21 protein-coding genes and 1 pseudogene are annotated in these 19730 nt (G+C 43.6%); 11 read left to right on the top strand and 11 right to left on the bottom strand.

What is annotated here, in order from left to right; translation table 11 throughout:
* The first annotated feature begins 265 nt into the window (after positions 1 to 265).
* Entirely contained in the window at positions 266 to 1753 is a 1488-nt protein-coding gene (locus tag F6J90_RS14330) for an HlyD family efflux transporter periplasmic adaptor subunit (RefSeq protein WP_293094368.1), read from the top strand.
* On the opposite strand, the gene F6J90_RS14325 is transcribed toward F6J90_RS14330, so the two are convergent.
* Positions 1718 to 1945, bottom strand: a complete 228-nt coding sequence (locus F6J90_RS14325) for a hypothetical protein (protein WP_293094366.1) — start codon at positions 1943 to 1945, stop codon at positions 1718 to 1720. The genes F6J90_RS14330 and F6J90_RS14325 overlap by 36 nt on opposite strands.
* Positions 1946 to 2113: 168 nt before the next feature.
* Here F6J90_RS14325 and recQ point away from each other — a divergent pair, with 168 nt between their 5' ends.
* Positions 2114 to 4243, top strand: coding sequence for a DNA helicase RecQ (recQ, locus tag F6J90_RS14320; protein WP_293094363.1), 2130 nt, complete (start codon positions 2114 to 2116; stop codon positions 4241 to 4243).
* A gap of 85 nt (positions 4244 to 4328) precedes the next feature.
* Here the strand turns inward: recQ and F6J90_RS14315 are convergent, their stop codons facing one another.
* Positions 4329 to 4526 (bottom strand): helix-turn-helix transcriptional regulator, encoded by a 198-nt coding sequence (locus tag F6J90_RS14315; protein WP_070391622.1) that lies wholly within the window; start codon positions 4524 to 4526, stop codon positions 4329 to 4331.
* 178 nt (positions 4527 to 4704) lie between these two features.
* Between F6J90_RS14315 and F6J90_RS14310 the strand changes: the two genes are divergently transcribed.
* Both F6J90_RS14310 and F6J90_RS14305 read left to right on the top strand, forming a co-directional pair.
* Positions 4705 to 4827 carry a hypothetical protein gene (locus F6J90_RS14310; RefSeq protein WP_293094361.1) on the top strand — a complete coding sequence of 41 codons (123 nt, stop codon included), beginning with the start codon at positions 4705 to 4707 and terminating at the stop codon, positions 4825 to 4827.
* A 128-nt stretch (positions 4828 to 4955) separates the two neighbouring features.
* A complete protein-coding gene (locus F6J90_RS14305; protein ID WP_293094358.1) occupies positions 4956 to 5432 on the top strand; it encodes a DUF29 domain-containing protein in 477 nt (158 codons plus the stop codon).
* A gap of 234 nt (positions 5433 to 5666) precedes the next feature.
* Here the strand turns inward: F6J90_RS14305 and F6J90_RS14300 are convergent, their stop codons facing one another.
* A complete protein-coding gene (locus F6J90_RS14300; protein ID WP_293094356.1) occupies positions 5667 to 6353 on the bottom strand; it encodes a hypothetical protein in 687 nt (228 codons plus the stop codon).
* 556 nt (positions 6354 to 6909) lie between these two features.
* Between F6J90_RS14300 and F6J90_RS14295 the strand changes: the two genes are divergently transcribed.
* From F6J90_RS14295 to F6J90_RS14280, 4 genes are all read left to right on the top strand, one after another.
* Complete coding sequence (locus tag F6J90_RS14295; RefSeq protein ID WP_293094354.1) at positions 6910 to 7074, top strand: hypothetical protein; 165 nt, start codon at positions 6910 to 6912, stop codon at positions 7072 to 7074.
* Positions 7075 to 7180: 106 nt separating this feature from the next.
* Positions 7181 to 7309: a MerR family DNA-binding transcriptional regulator gene (locus F6J90_RS14290; protein ID WP_293091914.1), complete on the top strand. Its 129-nt coding sequence runs from the start codon at positions 7181 to 7183 to the stop codon at positions 7307 to 7309.
* 69 nt (positions 7310 to 7378) lie between these two features.
* On the top strand, positions 7379 to 7702 hold the full coding sequence (locus F6J90_RS14285) for a recombinase family protein (protein ID WP_293094758.1): 324 nt from the start codon (positions 7379 to 7381) through the stop codon (positions 7700 to 7702).
* Between the two features lie 97 nt (positions 7703 to 7799).
* Positions 7800 to 8894 carry a transposase gene (locus tag F6J90_RS14280; RefSeq protein WP_366513753.1) on the top strand — a complete coding sequence of 365 codons (1095 nt, stop codon included), beginning with the start codon at positions 7800 to 7802 and terminating at the stop codon, positions 8892 to 8894.
* A 110-nt stretch (positions 8895 to 9004) separates the two neighbouring features.
* Here F6J90_RS14280 and F6J90_RS14275 read toward each other — a convergent pair whose 3' ends face one another.
* Positions 9005 to 9337 (bottom strand): M48 family metalloprotease, encoded by a 333-nt coding sequence (locus tag F6J90_RS14275; protein WP_293094890.1) that lies wholly within the window; start codon positions 9335 to 9337, stop codon positions 9005 to 9007.
* An 87-nt stretch (positions 9338 to 9424) separates the two neighbouring features.
* Between F6J90_RS14275 and F6J90_RS14270 the strand changes: the two are divergent.
* Positions 9425 to 10679: pseudogene (locus F6J90_RS14270) on the top strand (transposase).
* A 12-nt stretch (positions 10680 to 10691) separates the two neighbouring features.
* On the opposite strand, the gene F6J90_RS14265 reads toward F6J90_RS14270, so the two are convergent.
* Both F6J90_RS14265 and F6J90_RS14260 read right to left on the bottom strand, forming a co-directional pair.
* A complete protein-coding gene (locus F6J90_RS14265; RefSeq protein WP_293094351.1) occupies positions 10692 to 11081 on the bottom strand; it encodes a hypothetical protein in 390 nt (129 codons plus the stop codon).
* Between the two features lie 305 nt (positions 11082 to 11386).
* Entirely contained in the window at positions 11387 to 12079 is a 693-nt protein-coding gene (locus F6J90_RS14260) for a TIGR00266 family protein (RefSeq protein ID WP_293094348.1), read from the bottom strand.
* Between the two features lie 91 nt (positions 12080 to 12170).
* Here F6J90_RS14260 and F6J90_RS14255 point away from each other — a divergent pair, with 91 nt between their 5' ends.
* Positions 12171 to 12419 carry a hypothetical protein gene (locus F6J90_RS14255; RefSeq protein ID WP_293094346.1) on the top strand — a complete coding sequence of 83 codons (249 nt, stop codon included), beginning with the start codon at positions 12171 to 12173 and terminating at the stop codon, positions 12417 to 12419.
* On the opposite strand, the gene F6J90_RS14250 is transcribed toward F6J90_RS14255, so the two are convergent.
* From F6J90_RS14250 to F6J90_RS14230, 5 genes are all read right to left on the bottom strand, one after another.
* Positions 12334 to 13011 (bottom strand): TIGR00266 family protein, encoded by a 678-nt coding sequence (locus F6J90_RS14250; RefSeq protein ID WP_293094344.1) that lies wholly within the window; start codon positions 13009 to 13011, stop codon positions 12334 to 12336. The genes F6J90_RS14255 and F6J90_RS14250 overlap by 86 nt on opposite strands.
* A gap of 260 nt (positions 13012 to 13271) precedes the next feature.
* Positions 13272 to 13943: a TIGR00266 family protein gene (locus F6J90_RS14245; protein WP_293094341.1), complete on the bottom strand. Its 672-nt coding sequence runs from the start codon at positions 13941 to 13943 to the stop codon at positions 13272 to 13274.
* 56 nt (positions 13944 to 13999) lie between these two features.
* On the bottom strand, positions 14000 to 15124 hold the full coding sequence (locus F6J90_RS14240) for an RNA-guided endonuclease TnpB family protein (protein ID WP_293094339.1): 1125 nt from the start codon (positions 15122 to 15124) through the stop codon (positions 14000 to 14002).
* Between the two features lie 445 nt (positions 15125 to 15569).
* Positions 15570 to 16805: a hypothetical protein gene (locus tag F6J90_RS14235; protein WP_293094337.1), complete on the bottom strand. Its 1236-nt coding sequence runs from the start codon at positions 16803 to 16805 to the stop codon at positions 15570 to 15572.
* 108 nt (positions 16806 to 16913) lie between these two features.
* Complete coding sequence (locus F6J90_RS14230; protein ID WP_293094333.1) at positions 16914 to 19175, bottom strand: CHASE2 domain-containing protein; 2262 nt, start codon at positions 19173 to 19175, stop codon at positions 16914 to 16916.
* A 384-nt stretch (positions 19176 to 19559) separates the two neighbouring features.
* Between F6J90_RS14230 and F6J90_RS14225 the strand changes: the two genes are divergently transcribed.
* The gene (locus F6J90_RS14225) at positions 19560 to 19688 is read left to right on the top strand and encodes a hypothetical protein (protein ID WP_293094331.1); all 129 of its coding nucleotides are present in this window, start codon (positions 19560 to 19562) and stop codon (positions 19686 to 19688) included.
* The last annotated feature ends 42 nt before the right edge of the window (positions 19689 to 19730 follow it).

The raw sequence follows: 19730 nt of genomic DNA, 5'->3' as shown, positions 1-19730 counted from the left end.
GGTAAGCGCGGGTCTAGGGTGTTAGGAAAATCAGCTGTTACCCATTTAATATCAAAGTACTTCACCCAATTGAAAACTACGATATAGCGTTTCTAGAACTCATGAGGTACAGTCTTCTTTGACGTTGATTCCCTCTTTTAATGCAGCGCATCGCTATTCCCTCTTATATCTTCCCAGATCCGCTGTTCCCAGATCCGCTGTTCCCTAAAATCTAGAAATTCTGTACCTCACAAGTCGTAGAATTGCTATAGTTCAGATTACTATTATGGTCAGCACACCTAAGACAGATTTTCTACCCGCAGTTCAAGAAAATGATTTTCTACCCCCAATCAGTCGTTGGAGTACTCTTGGCGGATTATTTCTGGTTGGTGCTATGGGGGTAGCTGTTACCCTGACCTGTGTCACTAAATACAAGATAACTGTTAAAGCACAGGCAATTTTCCGTCCCGCTGGTGAATTGCGTCTGGTCCAGGCACCTGTTGAAGGTTCGGTAATCAAGATTTTGGTTGCGGAGAATCAAATGGTTCAAAAAGGAGATGTGATTGCTACCATTGATGACTCCCGTTTGCAAACTAAAAAGAGTCAACTGCAAAACAATCAGCAACAAGCACAGCTGCAACTGATCCAAATCAATGCCCAGATTCGTGCCCTCGATCGCCAGATTGTAGCTGAAACTGACCGCTCCAAGCTCGCTGTTGCCTCTGCTGAGGCGGAACTTAGTCGTAGCCGTCGGCAATATCAAGACAGGCTTCTAACTACTGTGACTGAAGTTGAAGAAGCAGCTGCCAACTTAAGATTTGTCCAAGAGGAGTTGCAACAAGCAGTGGCTCAGTTAAAATCAACACAGGCAAACTTAAGGTCAACTGAGTCGGCTTTAAAGGCGGCTAAATCTAGGCGAAAGCGGTATCAGAGCATATCAGCATCAGGAGCTCTGTCTCAAAATCAATTAGAGGAAGCTGAATTAGCGGTTGACCAGCAACAACAAACGGTGGAGGCGCAAAAAGCAGCGGTGGAGGCGCAAAAACAAAGAATAGACCAGCAAAAACAAGCAGTTGATGCCCGTCGAGCTAGATTGCAACGGGTTCAAGCTGCTCTTAATCCTAGTAATGCAGAAGTAGCGATCGCTCAACAGCGTATTGCTCAAGAACAAGCGATCGCGAAAGCCACCCTAGCTACTTTAAACCGAGAAAAGGAAGCCCTGATCCAGCAGCGCATTGAAATTCAGAACCAGCAGTCCCAGGATACCCGTGAACTGGAACAAGTGGAAATTGAACTGAGGCAGACTGTAATTAAATCTCCAGAAGACGGTACTATTTTCCAACTTGCTCTACGTAATTCTGGTCAAACTGTGAAACATGGGGAAGAAATTGCTCAAATTGCCCCTAGTAACACGTCATTACTAGTTAAAGCGTTGGTTCCTGCTCGTGATATTGGTAAAGTAGAGATAAATCAAGCAGCACAGTTGAGGGTATCTGCTTGCCCTTATCCAGATTACGGCACTCTCAATGGTGTAGTCAACAAGATTGCCCCAGATGCGACTACACTTCAAAGCAATAGTATCACAGCGTCACGGGAAAACAGGGGTAGCGCCTTCTACCAGGTAACCATTGCTCCAGAAAGCCTTGTTCTAGGTAAAGGCAATAAGCAGTGTGCTATCCAGTTGGGAATGGAGGGTAGGGCAGATATTATTACTAGAGAAGAGACTGTCTTACAGTTCTTACTCAGGAAGGCCAGACTGATTACAGATGTATGAGAGGCTGATAGCATTTTTTATACTAATGAGGTACACGTTTATGGTTTTTAGGGAGCAGGCAAGAGGCAAGAGGCAATAGGTAAGAGGCAAGAGGAACCCACCCCTAACCCCTCCCAGGAGGGGAAGGTAAGAGGCAAGAGGCAAGAGGCAAGAGGCAAGAGGCAAGAGTAAAAAAAAAACTGTGTACCTCATAGCTATGAGAAATTTTAGATATGATAGCTTATGATAGCTACGTGATCTACTAGATCTTGGTACTTGAGGAGCGTTGTTGCAGAGCCTGCGGTCATCTTTTGATAAGATAATATCTTAAACTAATACTCTGATCACCAACACTCAACCGATCGCAATCCCCTCACGACCATGGAACAGTCGCCATCCCTGGAGCATGCCCTTAAACATTTCTTTGGTCACGACTGTTTCCGTTTAGGACAGCGACAGATTATTGAAGAGGCGCTGCAAAATCAGGATTTACTGATTATCATGCCCACTGGGGGTGGTAAATCCTTGTGCTATCAACTGCCAGCTCTCCTCAAACCGGGCTTAACCGTTGTGGTATCTCCTCTGATTTCCTTGATGCAAGACCAAGTGACGTCTTTGGAAGATAATGGCATTGGGGCTACCTTTATCAATAGCACCTTGAGCTTCAAACAAATGCGATCGCGGGAAGCTGCCATCCTTGAAGGTAAGATAAAATTACTCTACGTATCACCAGAACGGTTACTGGCAGAACAGTTTATCCCATTTTTGGATAGAGTGCGATCGCAAATCGGTATTCCCACCTTTGCCATTGATGAAGCGCACTGTGTCTCACAATGGGGGCATGATTTCCGCCCAGAATACCGGCAACTAAAACTATTACGTAACCGCTATCCCAATAGCTCAGTGCTGGCGCTGACCGCTACTGCTACTAATCGAGTCCAACAGGACATTATCCAACAACTGGAATTGCGACAGCCCAAGGTTCACATCGCCAGTTTCAACCGTCCTAACCTTTACTACGACGTTCAACCAAAACAACGGCAAAGCTATAAACAGTTATTACAACACATCCGTTCTCACCAAGGTTCCGGTATTGTCTACTGTACGAGCCGCCGTTCTGTAGAGGAAGTAGCTTTCCGGTTAGAGAATGATGGCATTTCTGCCCTACCTTACCATGGCGGAATGACGGATAAAGCTAGGGCAACCAATCAAAATCGGTTTATCCGGGATGATGTGCGGGTAATCGTAGCTACGGTAGCCTTTGGCATGGGAATTAATAAGCCAGATGTACGGTTTGTGATTCACTACGATTTACCTCGTAACATCGAAAGTTATTACCAGGAATCGGGACGAGCAGGACGAGATGGGGAACCAGCCACATGTACCGTTTTATATAGCGCTAGTGATATCTCAAAACTTCATTATCTGATTGATCAAAAGCCCGATCCCAAGGAACAACGGATTGCCTATCAACAGTTAAATCAGATTGTTGACTACGCAGAAGGCACAGATTGTCGCCGCCGGATTTTGCTGGGCTACTTTGGTGAGCGGTTTCCAGGGAATTGTGAGAAATGTGATAACTGTTGCTATCCTAAGCCACTAGAAGATTGGACTATTGAAGCTCAAAAATTCCTCTCTTGTGTAGCCCGGTGTCGGGAACGGTTTGGCATGAACCACATTATTCAAGTGTTGCGGGGCTCAAAAAGTAAGAAAATTGAGCAGTATGGCCATCACTTACTCTCTACCTATGGTATTGGTAAGGATAGAACTGTAGAGGCTTGGAAAATTCTAGTGCGATCGCTTTTGCACCAGGGATTAGTAGACCAAACCACCGATGGCTACTCCGTGCTGAAGCTCAATAAACTAAGTTGGGAAATCCTGCGCAAGCAACGTTCTGTTTATGTTCCCATTTCCCAGTCACCTGTAGAAAAAGCCTTAGGGGAAATTAACCCCAGAGCAGCTGAAGCGGAGCTTCTGCTAGAGAAACTGCGGAAACTAAGGAAACAGCTAGCTGACCGCCAATCGATTCCGCCCTATGTAGTGTTTGCTGATTCCACACTGAAACTGATGGCACAGCTTAAACCCAAAACCTTAGAGCAATTTGCCAAACTTTCCGGTGTGACTCAGTATAAAGTCACCCAGTATGGCGATCAATTTATTTCAGAAATTCGGGCATTTTGTCAAGAGCAAAAACTACCAGAACCCCTCCCCTCCAGTACCTATATGAAAACGCTGCAATTCTATCAACAAGGGTTAAGTGTAGAGGAAATTGCTCAACAACGAGGGTATACTACCAGAACTATTATAGATCATTTGAGCCAATTAATTGAAATGAATCAGCCAGTGGATTTAAAACGACTGGTACCATTGGAACGCCATGAGCCAATTATTACAGCCATTGAAAAAGTGGGTGATCAGTATCTGAAAAAATTACGGGAATACTTAGGAGAATGTTACTCCTATGACGACATTAAACTAGTCCGTGCTTGGTGGCGACGGCAGGGTAATTGATATATTTATTGCTATCCGCAGCACTAGAGATGATTATTAAATGACCGCACAATGCCATCCTGTGCTTTGGGTATAACCTTACATGTTACTGGATCAGATCCTCAATTTTGAAGTCTAAAATATCACACAAGGCTTTAGTCTGTTCTGGATAAAGCTTAGGCTTGTGCCGATCCGCCTCCCAGTTAATCACTGTAGACTCTACCACATCACAGGCTCTAGCAACTTGTATGCGGGTTAAACCTAGACTTTCACGGCGTTCTCGTAGTTTTTTTCCTAGGGACATTACCTTCTCCGGTTGTCTTGTAGCAGTAGTTTACCTAAATGTATTTGACTATTTATAGTTTATATTATACAATCAGGTTTTGTGCAACATGGCAGGTAAATTAATATCAATGATTTAAATTAGGATCATATATGTAGGTGGGAAGTGTGGGGAGATAGGGAGATCGGGAGATACGGAGATGGGGAGATCGGGAAGTGTGGGAATTGTGGGGAGAGTGGGGAGATCGGGAAGTGTGGGAATTGTGGGGAGATCGGGAGATCGGGAGATGGGGAGATCGGGGGATCGGGAGATCGGGAGATGAAATTGATTAAATTAGTGTGTAGCGGTGTGATGCTTAAGAATTGGGATCACCAAACAAATCAAAATCCCCGTCTAGGTCAGAGCAGGGAGTCTCAACATGCTAGCATCAATTAATTGGGAAAATGAGTAATGACAACAGGCCACAACCTTTATGAACGAGACTTTTACCTGTGGACCGAGGCGACTGCGCAACAGTTACGGGAGGGTGAGTTTACCCAAGTTGATGTAGCGAATCTGATTGAAGAAGTCGAAAGCATGGGTAAACGGGAAAAGCGGGAGTTAAAAAGTCGTTTGATTGTGTTGCTGATGCATTTACTAATGTGGATGTATCAACCAGGGAAAAGGAGCGACAGTTGGCTCAATACTATCAGTGAACAGCGTATCGCTTTGGAAGAACTGCTAGAAGATAGTCCTAGTTTAAAAACGTTTTTGCCAGAGGTCTTTGACCAATGTTATCAGAAGGCTCGGATTAAGGCAGCCCAGGAAACTGGGATTAAGTTAAGCACTTTTCCTTGTGAGTGTTCTTTTGGTCAGGAAGAGGTTTTGGAGGCTGGTTTTTTCCCAGAAGTGTTGAATAGGGAATCGGGAATCGGAACCCACCCCTAACCCCTCCCAGGAGGGGAACGGGAATCGGGAATCGGGAATCGGGAATCGGCAATAGGCAATAGGCAATAGGCAATAGGCAATAGGCAATAGGCAATAGGTAATAGGTAATAGGGAATAGGTAATAGGGAATAGGTAATAGGAAGCAGCGATGTAGTCGCTACTTCCTATTCTCTAAAACCCAGGAAAAAAGTACTTTAAGGAATTGAAAACTGGTATACTTCAACTCAGTAACTACTATCTGCGGAAGGAAGTGCCTGCATCTTTGCTGTCACCGACGGGTCCCTTGCCATCTTTCGGTGGATTGTAATCTGTGAATGGATTTAAACTCATTGCGGTCAACAATTGTTTTGACTCAGGTTTGGGGGAGACAGGGTCAGAGGGCAAGGTTGATTGACCTGAAGGCGACTTGGTAACACTAGATGCTTGTGGGTCAGTAGACTCAGGATTTTCATCTGTGATTTGCTGGTCAAATCTGCAGAATGATCCACCGTCTTTGGTGTCACGGGGTGGTCCGTCTCCATCATTCGGTGGTGTAAAAGTATTTACCATCTGTAGTTGTGATAGTTGTCCTTTTATTGATGCTGATATTGGTAACAGTTGTGGGTTATTAAACTCAGGATTTTCATCGATTAGCTGGTACAATTTCCAGAGTGATCCGGAGTCTTTGCTGTCACCAACAGGTCCCTTGCCATCATTCGGTGGTGTGTAATTCATTACTATCAGTAGTTGTGATGATTGTGATAGTTTTTGAAATTCTTGGGATTCTTGGGATGATGATTGCTGGTCAATCGGCTGAGAATTACTATCGCTTAGTTGCTTGAATACCTTCAGTATCGTTGCTGCTAATTGTTGCAAGCGCTCTCTTATGTTGGAAGTGAAGGAAACTACTGTTGTCCAAAGCTGGTTTAGCAAATTATTCATTTGAGAATACACCTTTTCTAGAAATTCATCAAACACCGGCTCAGGCGGCGTTTTTTCATTGATACTTGTTACAGCGCCTCTCAAACCAACTTTTCGCAGATGATCAGAAAAATTTTTTTTTTGAAGCAAAATTTGCTTAGCTATTCTAGTTTTCTTGGTGTTTGGGATCAGATCCGGATCCATTTGAGTTGTGAACGATTACCCTTAGGGAAAGGCAAGAGGCAAGAGGAATCCCCCCTAACCCCCCTTAGTAAGGGCTCACAGGGGTAAGTTTTTTAGATTTGGGTCGGGAGTCGGGAGTCGGGAGTCGGGAGTCGGGAGTCGGGAAAAGCAGGAAATGAGGAGAATTATCCCGGAAATTATTGTGTATTTTGATACATATTTTCAGGAATTTATACGTAATAAAAGTACGTACTCGCCCCTTTGTAAAAAACCTACCCTTGTAAGCTTAGTAAGGGGGGCGGGCAAGAGGGGAAAGATATCCGGAGTTTTATTGGATAAAAAAAAAGACCTCCTAGGTTTACGTCTGATTTACAAACCCTATAGCATTTTTTAATTGGGTGAGGCACAAGGTTCTGGGTTTTGGGGAGTAGGGACTGAGGCCGTGGGCCACGCTACGCGAACGGAGCAGGGAACAGGTTTCGTACTTCAATTTGTAGCACGAAAGAACACAGAGCGATCGCTTGATGATATCGAGCGATCGCTAGATGGTATTGAGTAAAAATCCTCAGGCTCCTCAACAAAAGAATGTGGTAAAGGGCTTGTGACAGTTAACAAAAATGTCCCACAACCTAACACTACCTACAAATATGTGTTAGATTTAACTCATGGCACTTATACCAATCCGTAAGGCGGTCGAACTTACGGGGCTATCAAGGAATACGTTAAGAAAGTACGCAGATAATGGCACCCTCAGATGCGAAAGGAATCCAGGAGGAACTAGACTATTTCATTGAGAAGATGTACTCAGGTTCGGAACAAGACATTCAAAACCTGATCAACTTCGTGAACGGAGTAGCAGGACGATCTGCTACTGCCGAGTCAGTACCAACAAACAAAGAGACGATCTCGACAGACTTCTCGCCTATCTCCATTCCCTCTTCCCCGACGCCGAAGTTATCTTTGATATCGGGTCAGGTCTCAACTACAAAAGGAAAGGGCTTAGAGCCATATTGGAGCGAATTGTCCTTGGAGATAAGCTCACGATTGTTGTTGCCTGTAGAGACAGACTTACCCGATTTGGGTTTGAACTCATTGAATACTTGGTCGGTCTCAACGGTGGAAAAATCCTGGTTCTCAGCCAACCTGAAAGCTGTCCGGAATCCGAACTTACCGCAGATCTTCTCTGAATCATTCACGTCTTCTCCTGCCGGGTTCACGGACTCCGGAACTACGGCAAGAAAATCAAAGAAGATTCGACTGTTCCTAAAACCTGACCAGCGATCTATGATTCGCAAATGGTTTGGAGTGTCCCGTTACGTATTCAATGAAACCGTCAAAATACTCCAAAGTGGCGAAGTAAAAGCCAACTGGAAAGCAATAAAAACTGAAATACTCAATAACCTCCCCGAGTGGTGCAAGGAAGTACCTTATCAGATTAAATCGATAGCGATAAAGGACGCTTGCACTGCCGTCATGGAAGCTAAGAAAAAGTACAAAAAAACATCACAAATTAATCGGGTAAGATTTAGATCCAGGAAGAACCCTATCCAGTCTTGTTATATTCCTAAGTCAGCCGTTTCTGAATTAGGAATATATCATACTAAACTGGGTAAACTGACTTATGCTGAAGGTTTACCTGATGACATTTGTGATTGCCGACTAACTAGTAACAATGGAGATTGCTATCTAGTAGTCCCTCACAAAGTGACTATATCCCCCGTCGAAAACCAAGGCAGAGTAGTCGCTTTAGACCCTGGGGTCAGAACTTTCGTTACTTTTTTCAGTGAGACATCCGTAGGGAAAATTGGGCACGGAGATTTTTCTCGTATTCAACGACTGTGTCAGTATTTAGATAATTTGCTGTCTAAAATCAGTAAAGCTAAACGCGGGGAAAAGCGTCGGATGAGAAAAGCTGCTAGACGAATGGTTATCAAGATTCAGAATCTAATAAATGAGCTTCATCATAAGACAGCTAGGTTCTTAGTTGATAATTTCGATGTGATTCTACTTCCTACCTTTGAAACATCTCAGATGTCTAGGAAAGGAAATAGAAAAATTATATCTAAAACTGTTCGTAACATGCTCACTTTCGCTCACTATCGTTTCAAGGAATTCTTGAAGCATAAAGCTCAAGAAACTGGAAAAGTTGTGGTAGATGTCTGCGAAGCTTACACCAGCAAGACAGTTAGCTGGACAGGTGAGTTAATTAACATCGGTGGCAGCAAGACTATTAGATCAAAAGTTGATGGCAAAGTCATGGACAGAGACATCAACGGCGCTCGTGGGATATTTCTACGAGCTTTGGGAGATACCCCCTGGCTGCGAGAGCAGCTTGCATTAGTGAGCCAGGATTTGCCTTTGGTAGATTCTGGTAGCTAAAAAGTATCGGAAACTCCACCATCCTCAAGAGGTGCTTGTCATATCATGTCCGGATAATTACCCTTAATAAAAATCTCCCCATCTGACCATCTGACCATCTCCCCGCCCTTTTATGATGGGTATTCAATTGGACTTGATATAAGGTGGGATTGATTCAGATTTTCCGGCAGAGGCGATCGCTCCTTGAGAGGATAATTTTGTTCCTTAATCAGACGCTGTAGTCGGGTAACTCGCTTACCCGGAGATGGGTGACTTGATAAAAAATCCCAGGAAGCTCCTTGTTTATTACTCATTCTCTCGAAAAAATCTGTTGCGCCAGCGACATGACCATAAGTTTGCTGCAACAACCTCAAGCCAAACTCATCCGCCTGTTGTTCCTGTGACTGGGAAAATTTTGACCGGAAATCGGGGAGTGTGAGGGGGTGAGCGCAAGCCCCTGCGATTCATCCATGGGGTAAGTTCACCCCCTCACATAAACAACGATTCTGGTGCTATCATCAATATACGCCAAGTAATAAGCGCGTTAAAATATGATTGTCTACTCATTTAAGGTCAGAGGAAAACTGAATCAATACAACGCGATTGATGAGGCAATCCGGACTGGTCAATTCGTGAGAAACTCATGTTTACGCTATTGGATGGACAATCGCGGCTTGGGGAGAGCCGAGCTATATCGGTACAATACCGAACTGCGTGCGATGTATCCCTTTGTCAAAGATTTGAACTCCCATGCTTGTCAGGCATCTGTAGAACGATGTTGGTCAGCTATTGCTCGTTTTTTTGAGAACTGTAAGAGAAATATCCCAGGCAAAAAAGGATATCCTCGGTTCAAAAAACGTAGCCGCTCGATTGAATACAAGACATCCGGTTGGAAATTGCTAGATCCCAAACATATTGAATTTACCGACAAAAAAGAGATTGGGAAACTTAAGTTGATTGGAACATGGCATTTAGCCTTCTATCCAGTTGAACAAATTAAGCGAGTGAGACTGGTTAGACGAGCTGATGGTTATTATTGCCAATTCTGTATTCAAGTCGATGTCAAAGTTGATGTTGAACAGACATTGCATAACGTTGGTTTAGATGTCGGACTCAAAGAGTTCTATACAGATTCAAATGGCAATACTGAACCCAACCCCCGATTCTACAGAAAGAGTGAGAAACGGATGAAGTTCTATCAGCGTCGCGTTTCTCGAAAGAAAAAAGGCAGTGCTAACCGAAAAAAAGCCATTAATAAACTAGGACGAGTACACCTCAAAATAAGTAGGCAGCGTGAAGAACACGCTAAGAGAGTGGCGCGTTGCGTAGTCCTGTCTAACGACATGGTCGCCTATGTTCGCGAAGCGTGCCGTAAGGCAAGATTTGAGGATTAAGAACCTGGTGAAAAACCATTGTATCGCCAAGTCTATTAATGATGCAGGTTGGTATCAATTTAGGAAATGGGTCGAGTATTTTGGCAAAAAGTTTGGCAGAGTAACGGTTGCTGTTAACCCTGCATACACTACCCAAAATTGCTCAAGTTGTGGAACTACCGTCAAGAAATCACTATCAACTCGAACTCATTTTTGTCGGTGTGGGTGTGTTTTAGATTCGCCGAAGGCGACGCTACGCGAACGCGACCACAACGCTGCTATCAATATCCTGAATTCTGCCTTAAGTACGATGGGGCACATCGGAACTTGGATTAATAATCCAAACGCTTCGGGAGATTCTGGCACTACTGGGATTGGTGAAAACCTGTCTCAGCAACCAGGGTCGCTGAACGAAGAATCCCCCGGTTTCTAACCGTGGGGAGTGTCAATCGACCTGTTTCAAAAAACCAGCGTAAACCACAATCACATCCCCCGGTAGTGCTAAAGCATTTACTGTGTCCTCTGGTAGATAAAGCACCCGGTAATCTCGTTGTTTAGATTGCTCTGGCGGTAGTTGTTTTTCCAATCGCGCCAACAGTTGATTGAGGGTATCTTGAGTTGGTGATGGTTGAGCCTGCTGCTCATAAACCGGAACGATTACAGCTCCCAGCTTTTGCTCCACACTAGGAGGAATTAGCCCAATTAGACCGTTGATTAGCAAGTTCAACAGCCAAATAACCCCCACAATAAAACTGATAAATAGCCCCAATAAAATCAGTAGTTGGCGGTTACTTGGTGGTGGGTTGCGACTCTGAGGTATATCTGGAGAAGGCATAATTAGTGATGGGGGATTAGTGATGGGGGATTAGTGGTAAGCATTCAGCCGTCAGCTGTCAGCTGTCAGCCGTCAGCTTAAAATAAAATTGAAAGTCTGGGGAAAAGCCAATAGCTGATAGCTGATAGCTGATAGCTGATAGCTGATAGCTGATAGCTGATAGCTGATAGCTGATAGCTGATAGCTGATAGCTGATAGCTGATAGCTGATAGCTGATAGCTGATAGCTGATAGCTGATGGCTGAATGCTTACGATTAGTGATTAGGTATTAGTGATTGGCTTGCTATTTAGTTATTACCAATTTCTTAGTTATTCTTAGTTGGACGGAAAGGATTTAAAAAATTAATTAACCCATAAAGCTCACGAGATTGAATCCATAAGCGTCCTTCACCACTGAAACGACAGACTAACCCTTCTCCACCCAAAACACCAGTTTTAAGACCTCGAAATGATAAACCACCCAGCACCTCAACCTGGTAATTGAGAGTATCTTCAAACGCCACGATATAGCCAGTGTCTACTACATAGTCACCAGTCACTGGAATTTCCACAATTGCCCCATAAGAACTAAACCAAAAATCCCCTTGGCCTGTAGCTCGAATCAGGAACAAAGACTCGCCACTGAAGAAGCCTTTAAAGCCTTGAAATTGCGTGTCAATTTCGATTTCTGGACTACAGGCAACAAATCCTGAAGACTGTACCATTAAACCCTGGTTTCTCAGGTAGTAATGCTGAATATCTCCAGGCACTCCTGGCGAGACATAAATTTGCCCCGGTTCTTTTTCAGCAGTAAACTCACTAACAAAAAATGATTCACCACTTATCATCCGACCCAGTCCTTTTATCAAGCCACCTCGTACTTTGGACTTCATCGAGATACTTGAGTCCATTGCTGCCATTGCTCCTGATTCAATTAAGACTGTTTGCTCTGCCTGTAAGTTTATAATCAAAGAGGCATAAGCGGGAGAATGCTCAATGTCGTAGTCAATTTTATTCATGATTTTTATGGACTATATATTTTTATTTATTCCTGTTTTATTTAGCAATAACTAATATCAATCGATGGGAAAAACTACTGTGTAAATAATTATGAATTCACTGGAAGTAACTCTACTCCCTACTCCCTACTCCCTACTCCCCACTCCCCACTCCCTACTCCCTACTCCCTACTCCCTACTCCCCACTCCCTACTCCCTACTCCCCACTCCCCACTCCCTACTTCAACCAACAATCTTTATTTCCGTCCAGGTACTTATATTGGTGGTAGTTGAGTACCAACTTGCCGACCAAAAGCACCAGGATTGTGGGTTTGACAATAGACTTTACCCTGTCCTTTAAATCGGCAAACCAGTCCTTCTCCACCTAGAAAAGCACCAATCCAGCTAGAGCCAGGTTTGGTAATCTCAAAGTTCAGGCTTTTTTCAAAGGCAACAATATGACCGGTGTCAACGATGTACTCACCTTCCACTGGTACTTCATAAATTCCCCCAAATGAGTTCAGCAATACAGAACCATAACCACTAATAGTCAACCAAAAAATTGATTCGCCAGAAAACAGAGACTTAAAACCTTGAAACCCTAAATCAATATCAACACCTGATTCACTGGCAAGATAAGAAGTCGCCTGCACCACCAACTCCTGACCATTCATTTGATAAACTAAAATATCACCTATGAATTTGGGCGCTAGGAAGATTTCGCCACCAGCAACAGGAGAGCGAAAAACACTTAAAAACAGTGATTCACCACCTACCAAACGTTTTAATCCACCGAGAATACCACCTCCTTTACCTTGTCGTAAAGTAGTGCTGGCATTGATGTAGCCACTCATGGCAACCATACAGCCTGCTTCTGCCACGAATTCTTGATTTTCATCCAGAACAACGCGAGCGATCGCACTATCTGGTTGATGTAATAGTTCTATATCCATTTTTATCTTGCTTAGTGGTAAAGATGTAGTGGTTTATCTAAGGTATGGTCAAGGTAACGGGAGCTAAAATCACGTAAGCATTCAGCTGTCAGCCGTCAGCCGTCAGCTTATTTTTCAAGTAGCGCTATGGGCATAAACTGTTCCCGTAGCATGACCACAGGCTTTTAGCCGTTCGCGTAGCGTGCGCGTAGCGCATTAGCCTTTAGCTGATAGCTGATAGCTGATAGCTGATAGCTGATAGCTGAATGCTTACAAAATCACTACTTGTGTACCACTACCTTAGGACGTAAATACTTGACTAAACCATCAACACTACGAGACTGTAGATAAATCTCACCCCGACCCCTGAGCCGATTAACAAAGCCTTCTCCAGAAGTGACAGAGCCCAACAAGCCACCAGCTAACCCAATATTCATCCGAATTCCTGGTTCATAGGCCACTAAATGACCAGTATCAACAATAAATTCCCCATTAATGTGCTTGCGAGTAAGACCACCATAAGCACCAAAGAACACTGTGCCCTTACCACTGACTTTCAGTTTAAAGAGTCCTTCACCAGAAAACCAACTCTTAAAACCTGCCCACCGAACACCCAGCTTAACCCCAGTAGTATGGCAAATATAAGCACCGGGTTGAAAACACAGACTGCGTTCTCCTAATTCCACACCAGCAATATCGCCAATTATGGACTGAGTGAGAACTAGGTTCAATGGTTGCTGAGTCTGATTGCTAAAGGTATTGACTAATAAAGACTCTCCACCAAAGAATTTCTTGAGCAAGCCAGAGAAGAAGCCACCAGAAAATTGAGTTTTCATGGTAAGCTTAGCATCCATACTGGTCATTGCCCCTGCCTCAGCAGTGATACTCTCACCAGGATCGAGAGTGACAAAAATTGCTGCAAAGGCCGGCTTGTAGCGAATTTCATATTTCACTGTCAGATCTGCTCCATAAAACTTCTGCAAACCTAGCTAAAGCTAGTTTAAACTGTTTATTTCCTGCTTCTGCCGGAACCGTCGGCGGCACTCCGTCCACAGGCAGACACCGTAGAGCCTACGGCGTTCTTCAAATTAATCGCGGCGTTTAAATCCCTGTCGAGAATCAAGCCGCACTCAGAACAGTTATAAGTCCTGACAATCAGTGGCATTTTCTGACGATGCCCACAAGCGGAACACAGTTGAGATGATGGGTAGAATCTGTCAACGATAACTAGCTCTGAACCGTACCACTGGCATTTGTATTCCAGTTGTCTTTTGAACTCGTAAAATCCTTGGTCAGCAATAGAGGCAGCTAGCCTATGATTAGCCATCATTCCTGACACATTTAAGTCCTCAATTACTATCGTGCTGTGGTTTTTAGCTAGGTAAGTAGTGAGTTTATGCAATGTGTCTTTACGAATATTGGCTACTCTTTGGTGCTTTTTGGCTAGTCGATTTACTGCTTTGTACCAGTTGTTTGAACCAAAGACCTTTCTCGATAAATTACGCGCTTCTCTGGCTAGTTGCCTCTTGGCTTGACCATAGGGCTTAGAGCCATTGAATACAAGACCTGTGCTGAGTACAGCTAACGCCTTGACTCCTAAATCTACCCCTACCACATCTACTTGTTTTGGGGTTGGTCGCGATTCATGCTCATAATGAAAACTCAGATACCAACCGTCAGCTTGACGAGAAATGGTGATTTTCTTGGTTACCACATCTGGCAATGGCTCATAAGTTTTTACCCAGCCTAGTTTTGGCAATTTATGTCGTAATCCAGATAGCTTGATGGGCGCTCCAGAATTGTCAATGGTGAAACTATCATGTTTACCTTTCTTTTTGAATCTAGGGTATGCTCCCAGCCCCTTGAAAAATCGCGCTATAGCAACTCCTAGATCAATAAATGCGTATTGATAGACCTTCGATGATAACTGATTCATCCATGGGTACTGAGGCAATACATGGTTGGTAAATAGTTTCCTGAGTTTCCTGGCTGATGGTTTTAATCCATCTTTGTAAGCCTCAATCCATATTGCCAAACCCCAGTTATAAACCCATCGAGAATAGCCAGCATGTTTAGCCATCAAGGTTTTTTGGTGATTATTTAGTTTTAGCTTAGTCTTGAGAGCTTTGTACATGTTTAATGACCTTTGAAAAGGTTTTACGTTAACTGTTAACACCTCCCGTTTCTGAGTGATAGGAATATTACTATTCTGGCAGAAAATTTTTTGGTGTCCAGATTTCTTTAAGAAATTTAAGCAAACTGATATTTGCATTAATTCATAATAAGTTCCATTTTCCTAGCTCACATTATCTTCCTAATCAAGGAAAAGAGCAGGGAGTAGGGATTAGGGAGTAGGGAGTATAAAATTATCCCTGCTCCCTGTTCCCTGTTTCAATATATAATATCATATCCGGATAATTAGTGATAAAAAACCATTACCCTTGAAACCTTACTCCTTTACTTCTGCCTTCTGCCTTCTGCCTTCTGCCTTCTGCCTTCTGCCTTCTGCCCTCTGCCTTACTTTCGGCGCAAGCGTGTAAGTATTCAACCGGACATGATATAATCACTGAGAAATAGCCTTAATCCACTACCGAATCTTGAGAAGCTCCACAATGTTTACAGTAAGGTAAATATTTGTAAGTAATATTGTGGCAACTTTGGCATTCAACATATTGATAATAACCGCAGTGGGGACAGTAGTGATCATCGTGTTTAATTTTCCTGGCACAATTGATGCACAGTAATTTTTTTACTCTGCTAGCTGCCTGAATTTTAGTATTAAATACAATTTTTTGAAAAAACTTGATAATTCCAAAACCAATCAATGGAATAAACAAGATATAAACATAACTGACCAGAAAAAGTAACCTGCCGAAAATTTCAATAATTATATCAAAGATAAATTGAAAGATAGCGCCAACTTGAAGAAACTCAAAGATTCTCAAGATTAGCGGTATAAAAAATATTACCAGCAAATGCCAGCTAATCAGCGCAATCAGTCCATATCCTCTGCGTTGAGTAAATTTATGAACTGATAGGGCGATGAAAATCAATGGTAGTAGAAAGAGCGATTGAAAACCAAATTGGATACTCGGATACCAGAAAGATGCCTGTTGATATTTTTCGCTGATTGTTTTAAATTTATCCTCATCGTTAATGAAATCTATAAAACTAACACTTTCCGGTCTGGAAACCAGTTGATTTTTAAGATTATCAATTTCCTGTTTAAGTCTAGAAATATTACGATTATTTCGTTCTAACTCTTGTTTGGCTTGTTCAGCACTGACTTGATTAATTGATCGCTGACGAGATTGACCAGCAATTTTTTCTAAGAGTGTGGAATCATATTGTTCACGAATGGTGTTATTAGCTCTTCTAAGGCTACTTATTTTTGATTGTTTCTGGTTAATAGTTCTTTCAGCTTGCTGGTTTTCGGGATTGTTAATCTTATCTTTGTATTCTGCATACTTCAAACAGGTTGTAAAAACTTTACCCAGATGTCCTTCTTCAGCTTGTTGATAGGATTTTTTAAAACTATTTGATCTCAATGAACGGCTAATAATGTTATAGTCTTTATCTTGATCAGTTTGGGTACGGTAATTGTTCCACTCGTAATAACATGGATAAGTCTGAGCAGGACTCATCGGCCATGTGCTAATATCATTCAGTCCTGTAAACACATTGATTAAGATAAAAATATCAATCACCACAATCACAATCAAACTCACTTTGTTCAGTGGTTCGTTGCTGATTGTCCTGGACTTACTAAAAAACTTAATAAAAAATTGACTTAAAATACGGTATATTCTGGCCATAATATTCAGTTTTTACATAAATTTGTTTTTCAAGCAATTTATAACTGCTATAAATAATTATAGGACTTTTATACACAGAAAAGTTGCTAAAAATATACCATCCATAACTCACGGAGTGATTGATCCGAGTCTTGTCCTGTGAGCCACCACAATTCCGCTAGTGGCTACCAATGCTAAGGCTGATGGCACCAGAGGTACCCATACTCCTAGAGTTAATAGACCAAAGCATAGGAGATATAAAACCCCTGTAGCTGTGATGGTAGCGAGTCCCCAATACAGTATTCGACCACAGCGCCAAGCAATAGTACCACCAATGATTGACCAACCCCAAATCCAGAACAGGTCTCCCCAGACCGACCACACCGATAATAATGGGCGCTCACCGAAGGCAGCACTGATCATCTGACTGACCATCTGAGCCTGAAGAATTACCCCTGGCATTTCTTGGTATGGCCACTGAAGGGCACTGTAGGGAGTAGGATGGTAATCCTTGGCAATCTCTGCAGTTATTCCGATCAGGACAATTTTGTCTTTGACCCACTCTGGTTTGACCTTACCCTCTAGCAGCTCTGTGAAAGTGACTCGTCGGGCGACAGTTTCCCGGTAATTGAGTAACACCTGGAATCCGCGATGATCACGATTGTGATAACCCCCAGAATTAGCTGACAACTCTCTTAAGACAGTCTTACCCAAGCTTATTTTATTCATAGCAATGGTTTTTGCCTTGATTCCCTCTTGGGCTAAGTAATGCAATGCCACCCTAGCACTGAAGGAGTGGTGGGTGGCACAGGGGTCATCGTGGTAGGGATGCATAAATACAAGATGCCTACGGATAATGCCATCAGGGTCAGCCATGATATTGCTATAACCAAGGCGGGATTCTGGCACCCCAGAGGGAGGTTTTATGCCTGAGTTTTCGGGGTTGTTAGCTACCCTAGCTCTACAAAGGGCAATGAATTTCTGATTTTGCTGTAACTGACGGCTCAATGCCTGGTGACCAGGTTCTCTAGGACGTTCGCGAAAGATGTCTAAGCCAATCACTCGCGGTTGTTCAGACTCTAGCTTGTCTAGGATTTGGGCTAGGGTTTGATCTGGGGGGGGATAGCCATAGCGCATGATCTCGGCATCTGTGGCTTCAACCACCAGCAAACGGGAGTCTTCCCCTCGATTAGGTCGCAGCCGCATCAGCTGGTCAAATGCCTTTAGTTCCCAAAGCTGCAGCATTCCCAGCTGCCGGATCACCATGACTAAAATGGTAACGACTACACTGACGATCAGGGCCGATTGGAGCAGGTGGCGCTGGTTATTGCCACGCAACTGTTGCCAGGTTGGGGGTATGGCGGCGGGATTTTGACAAATCACTGGCAACCAACTGGCACAGGGACATTGATCTTCTAAACCTTGCAGTTTTTTCCGGGCTTCTTGCACTGCTAGATACAAGGACTTACCACTGGCAAAGGCTTTGAGAAAATATTGTAAAAACTGCTGTGCTACGAGATCCGGTACGGGCTCCCGCATAATAATCATGTGGGGAATGTGCAGCTGTTCTAGCTCATTGGCTAATCCTAAGCCATCACAGGAATTAAAAATTGCTAGGGACAATCCCCTTTCTATGGCTTTTTTGAGGGCTTCTCTGAGTTCGTCAATGGTTAAGCTATCGGTCTGATTGATATGAATCCGACCCCTTCCTGCCTCGGTTTCACTATGACCTGCGAAAAACAGAATATCCCAAGGTTGCTCCCACAGGGCTTCGTTGAGCTTCTGTCGTGGTTCTTCTACGAGGAAGGTAATGTCTGCAAAGGGTAAATTCTCTAGTAATTGTCGGTCTTGTTGGATATTAATCCCTTCGCTATTGCCCAGAATCGCTAGAATTCTAACCTTGTGTCGATCACGGCTTTGGTGTGATTTGCTTGGTTGTTGATACTCTGGAGTACTTAGGGCAATTTCGGCTTGGTGGTAACGCTCTAAAAATTCCCACTGATGCCAAGGAAGCTGCCTGAGCTGGGGATTTTTGGTACGAATCAGCACCCGGACTTCTTCGGTAGTGCCCACTTTTTCTAGCCACTTTTCCCGCAGTGGACTAAATAACTCTGAACGGAGCCACCGATTTAAGCGATCGCATAATCCCTGACTCTGGTTGTTGATGGAACCACCGATTGCCACTCGTTTGATTTTGATTGCTCGCAAAGAGCTGCCCAGACTGCGATAGCTTGACCGCCACTCACGATAGTGGTTAACGATGTTGGGGGCTGGAGGCAATCTGCCAGTAAGTTCTGTTTCAGGACGTTCGCCTTCTGAGCCAATTTCGAGAGTGACCCGAAAACCTTCCTCAAAATCCCCATCCAGCTTAAGAGTTACCAGCTTTGCCATTGGTTAGTTTTTTAACAGTTGACGGTTGACGGTTGACAGTTAACCGTCAAAAATCAGCATTTTGTCTGATGTTATTTTCAGTTATAGCGCGTATTTATTAGGGCACAGGGAATAGGGCAAGACAGGGAGGGTGGCAGGTGTGGGAGATGTGGGGAGGGTGGGGAGATGGGGAGATGGGGAGATAGGGAGATGGGGAGATGAAATTGATGTGTAGTGGTAATTTCCAGAGTTGGTAAGCTGTTGTGCATTTAAATTGCACAACAGCAAGGCAGAAGGCAGAAGGCAGAAGGCAGAAGGTAGAAGGTAAAAGAGTTTCAGGGGTTTTTTCCTGATTTAATGAAAGGTCCTTTAAATGCGCGACAGCTTATAGGGTTGATCATACTTATGAGCTACAGTCAATTTTCTGACCGCTATTCCCTACTCCCTACTCCCAGGGAGTGCGCGTTCACGCTTAGCTTTGAAAAAGCGCAGGGTCGCACCGCTCCCTACTCCCTACTGGAGTCAGCTTTCTAGCAAAAGGAGCCTCACATCTCAATGCGTAGCATGAGTGTGAGA

Origin of the sequence: Moorena sp. SIOASIH, from assembly GCF_010671925.1 — a bacterium.
In the GTDB taxonomy this organism is placed as follows: domain Bacteria; phylum Cyanobacteriota; class Cyanobacteriia; order Cyanobacteriales; family Coleofasciculaceae; genus Moorena.
This window is presented reverse-complemented; position numbering and strand designations above follow the sequence as displayed.

Coding starts and splice junctions, on each gene's coding strand:
- F6J90_RS14330 (WP_293094368.1), top strand. CDS start 266: ATGGTCAGCACACCTAAGACAGATTTTCTACCCGCAGTTCAAGAAAAT.
- F6J90_RS14325 (WP_293094366.1), bottom strand. CDS start 1,945: ATGAGGTACACAGTTTTTTTTTTACTCTTGCCTCTTGCCTCTTGCCTC.
- recQ (WP_293094363.1), top strand. CDS start 2,114: ATGGAACAGTCGCCATCCCTGGAGCATGCCCTTAAACATTTCTTTGGT.
- F6J90_RS14315 (WP_070391622.1), bottom strand. CDS start 4,526: ATGTCCCTAGGAAAAAAACTACGAGAACGCCGTGAAAGTCTAGGTTTA.
- F6J90_RS14310 (WP_293094361.1), top strand. CDS start 4,705: ATGGGGAGATCGGGAAGTGTGGGAATTGTGGGGAGAGTGGGGAGATCG.
- F6J90_RS14305 (WP_293094358.1), top strand. CDS start 4,956: ATGACAACAGGCCACAACCTTTATGAACGAGACTTTTACCTGTGGACC.
- F6J90_RS14300 (WP_293094356.1), bottom strand. CDS start 6,353: ATGAATAATTTGCTAAACCAGCTTTGGACAACAGTAGTTTCCTTCACT.
- F6J90_RS14290 (WP_293091914.1), top strand. CDS start 7,181: ATGGCACTTATACCAATCCGTAAGGCGGTCGAACTTACGGGGCTATCA.
- F6J90_RS14280 (WP_366513753.1), top strand. CDS start 7,800: ATGATTCGCAAATGGTTTGGAGTGTCCCGTTACGTATTCAATGAAACC.
- F6J90_RS14265 (WP_293094351.1), bottom strand. CDS start 11,081: ATGCCTTCTCCAGATATACCTCAGAGTCGCAACCCACCACCAAGTAAC.
- F6J90_RS14260 (WP_293094348.1), bottom strand. CDS start 12,079: ATGAATAAAATTGACTACGACATTGAGCATTCTCCCGCTTATGCCTCT.
- F6J90_RS14255 (WP_293094346.1), top strand. CDS start 12,171: ATGAATTCACTGGAAGTAACTCTACTCCCTACTCCCTACTCCCTACTC.
- F6J90_RS14250 (WP_293094344.1), bottom strand. CDS start 13,011: ATGGATATAGAACTATTACATCAACCAGATAGTGCGATCGCTCGCGTT.
- F6J90_RS14240 (WP_293094339.1), bottom strand. CDS start 15,124: ATGTACAAAGCTCTCAAGACTAAGCTAAAACTAAATAATCACCAAAAA.
- F6J90_RS14235 (WP_293094337.1), bottom strand. CDS start 16,805: ATGGCCAGAATATACCGTATTTTAAGTCAATTTTTTATTAAGTTTTTT.
- F6J90_RS14230 (WP_293094333.1), bottom strand. CDS start 19,175: ATGGCAAAGCTGGTAACTCTTAAGCTGGATGGGGATTTTGAGGAAGGT.
- F6J90_RS14225 (WP_293094331.1), top strand. CDS start 19,560: ATGAGCTACAGTCAATTTTCTGACCGCTATTCCCTACTCCCTACTCCC.